The sequence below is a fragment of the Neobacillus drentensis genome (assembly GCF_036966985.1).
Classification (GTDB): domain Bacteria; phylum Bacillota; class Bacilli; order Bacillales; family Cytobacillaceae; genus Neobacillus; species Neobacillus drentensis_E.
This window is the reverse complement of the sequence record NZ_JBALSN010000466.1, coordinates 1-2,282: the sequence shown is the minus strand read 5'-3', so window position 1 is coordinate 2,282 and position 2,282 is coordinate 1. Positions and strand designations below refer to the sequence as shown.

Annotated in this window: 3 protein-coding genes; 2 read left to right on the top strand and 1 reads right to left on the bottom strand. The window is 34.3% G+C overall.

The genetic code is table 11. The annotated features are described in order from the left end of the window. Window positions 1–296 precede the first annotated feature (296 nt). Entirely contained in the window at window positions 297–1,112 is an 816-nt protein-coding gene (locus tag V7659_RS25500; RefSeq protein ID WP_335542915.1) for an NlpC/P60 family protein, read from the top strand. 16 nt (window positions 1,113–1,128) lie between these two features. Here V7659_RS25500 and V7659_RS25495 read toward each other — a convergent pair whose 3' ends face one another. Beyond that, the gene (locus V7659_RS25495; protein ID WP_335542914.1) at window positions 1,129–1,422 is read right to left on the bottom strand and encodes a hypothetical protein; all 294 of its coding nucleotides are present in this window, start codon (window positions 1,420–1,422) and stop codon (window positions 1,129–1,131) included. A gap of 173 nt (window positions 1,423–1,595) precedes the next feature. Here V7659_RS25495 and V7659_RS25490 point away from each other — a divergent pair, with 173 nt between their 5' ends. Continuing rightward, window positions 1,596–2,222 (top strand): YdhK family protein, encoded by a 627-nt coding sequence (locus V7659_RS25490; protein WP_335542913.1) that lies wholly within the window; start codon window positions 1,596–1,598, stop codon window positions 2,220–2,222. Window positions 2,223–2,282: the final 60 nt, after the last annotated feature.

The following is a 2,282-nucleotide window of genomic DNA, read 5'->3' as shown; positions in this document are numbered from 1 at the left end:
TGGATCAACAAGACACCGGCTTTTTTAGGTCGGTGTCTTGTTGATCCATTCTTTTGTTTTAGTGCTTTTCTTTTGGGTAAACAATGAGCTGCAAAAATCAGAATCTAATACATAAATAACTGCTAGAGCTTCGAAAGATTGTGTCGTTACTAGTGGAAATATTAAATCTATTCCCAACCGAATAAGTAACTCTAATATTACATTATGATAACAAATTTCGACATATTCTAGCAATCTATATAGATAGTAAGTAAACTGAAAAATATATAAATAATTTATTATACGTGGGGTAAAAAATGAAAAAGAAACTTTTAACGATGATTGCTGCTACAGTATTTGGAACTTCGTTATATAGCACTTCAGCTATGGCTATGAATATAAAGGTAAAAAGTGGCGATAGTTTATATAAACTATCAAAAAAATATAATGTACCGGTTACTAAATTAAAGACTGATAATAAATTAAAAAGTGATAGGATCTTAGTAGGTCAGAACTTATATATCTATGAAAAAGGCAAAGTTGCTGCTAAAAAGAGTACCTCGCCGTCTACATTAATTTATACAGTAAAAAAAGGCGATGCTCTGTCATTAATTGCAAAGAAATATGGTATGACAGTGACACAATTGAAGTCTTTGAATGGCCTAAAAACAAGTCTTATTAGACAAGGACAAAAGTTAAAAGTGAGAGGTAAGATTACTACGCCGTCTATTAAGGCCCCCAAAAATACTTCTACTCCTAAAATAGTTGTGTCTACCTTCAATAAGAGCAAGTTGATAAAAGATGCAAAAGCAGTCATAGGTACACCTTACAAATGGGGAGGAACCACTCCAAGCGGCTTTGATTGTAGTGGTTTTATCTACTATGTTATAAAAAAACAAAAGTCCATTCCCCGTGAAACTGTTGGAGGATATTGGAATAGGATGAAGCCTGTAACTACTTTATCTGTTGGCGATTTCGTCTATTACGAAACATATAAACCCGGCCCTTCGCATATGGGGATCTATGTAGAAAATGGTAAATTCATTCATTCTAGTTCTTCCAGGGGAGTCCAAATTTCTGATATGAAAAATTCTTACTGGAAATCTCGATATCTAGGAGCAAGACAATTATAACCTAACTTGTATTCTTTTATGGTTGCATTTTTTGCTGAATAATTCTCGGATTTATAACCATTTCTGGAGAAACAGGGAGTTTTCCTTTAAAAGGAATCTCCCTGTTTCTGTTGATACGAATATGTATATTCACTTGTTTAGGCAGATAAATTTCTGCACGCTTCCTACATTTTGAACAAGCATCAGCACATTTTTGACAATGTTCAAGATGATGTTTTTGACACTCATTTTCGCATGCTTTGCACATAGTAGCACATACTTTTACCAGCTCTGAAATAAAGGGCGTTCCTCTTCCAATCGCTTTTGCCAAATAAGCACAAATTTCCGCATATTGGACTAAATGTTATTTAATTTCACAAAATAACAAGTGATTGGTGTTGTCACCTTTAATGTAAGAAAGTGTTCAATTTTCAAACAAAATCCATACTTTCTGCACATTTTTATAGTAGGATAAGTTTTGTAACAAATTTTAGGAGGGTTAATATGAAATCTAAAAAATTGTTGATTGGAATTGTTTCCTTGGTATTAATGTTAATGTTAGCTGCTTGTTCTAACAATAATGATGATAAGAGCACGGATAATTCTGATATGGATCATGGAAACATGCAGATGGATGATAAAAATTCAAATACGGATGATTCAAAAACAGATGATTCAAGTATGGACATGGGAGATATGGATCACTCTGGTACAGGTGAAGTTCCTGAAGGATTAAAAGAAGCAAATAATCCGACCGTTAAAGTAGGAAGCAACGCCATTGTTCATTCAGAACACATGGAAGGAATGAATGGTGCTAAGGCAACCATTGTTGGTGCATTTGATACAGTAGCTTACGCTGTTACCTATACACCGACTACCGGTGGAGAACCGGTAAAAAATCATAAATGGGTTATTCAAGAAGAAATTAAAGATGCCGGTACTAAAACCTTAGAACCTGGAACAAAAGTTACCTTAAATGCAGACCATATGGAAGGTATGATGGGGGCAGCTGGGACAATTGATTCCGCAGAAAAAACAACGGTATATATGATTGATTACACTCCAACTAATGGAGGAGAAAAAGTAACAAATCATCAATGGGTAACAGAAAGTGAACTTTCTGTAAAATAATATTAGAGGGTTTAAAAATGAAGAGGGGTTGCGTTGCAGCCCCTTTTTTCAATTCCAAAA

Coding starts and splice junctions, on each gene's coding strand:
- V7659_RS25500 (WP_335542915.1), top strand. CDS start 297: ATGAAAAAGAAACTTTTAACGATGATTGCTGCTACAGTATTTGGAACT.
- V7659_RS25490 (WP_335542913.1), top strand. CDS start 1,596: ATGAAATCTAAAAAATTGTTGATTGGAATTGTTTCCTTGGTATTAATG.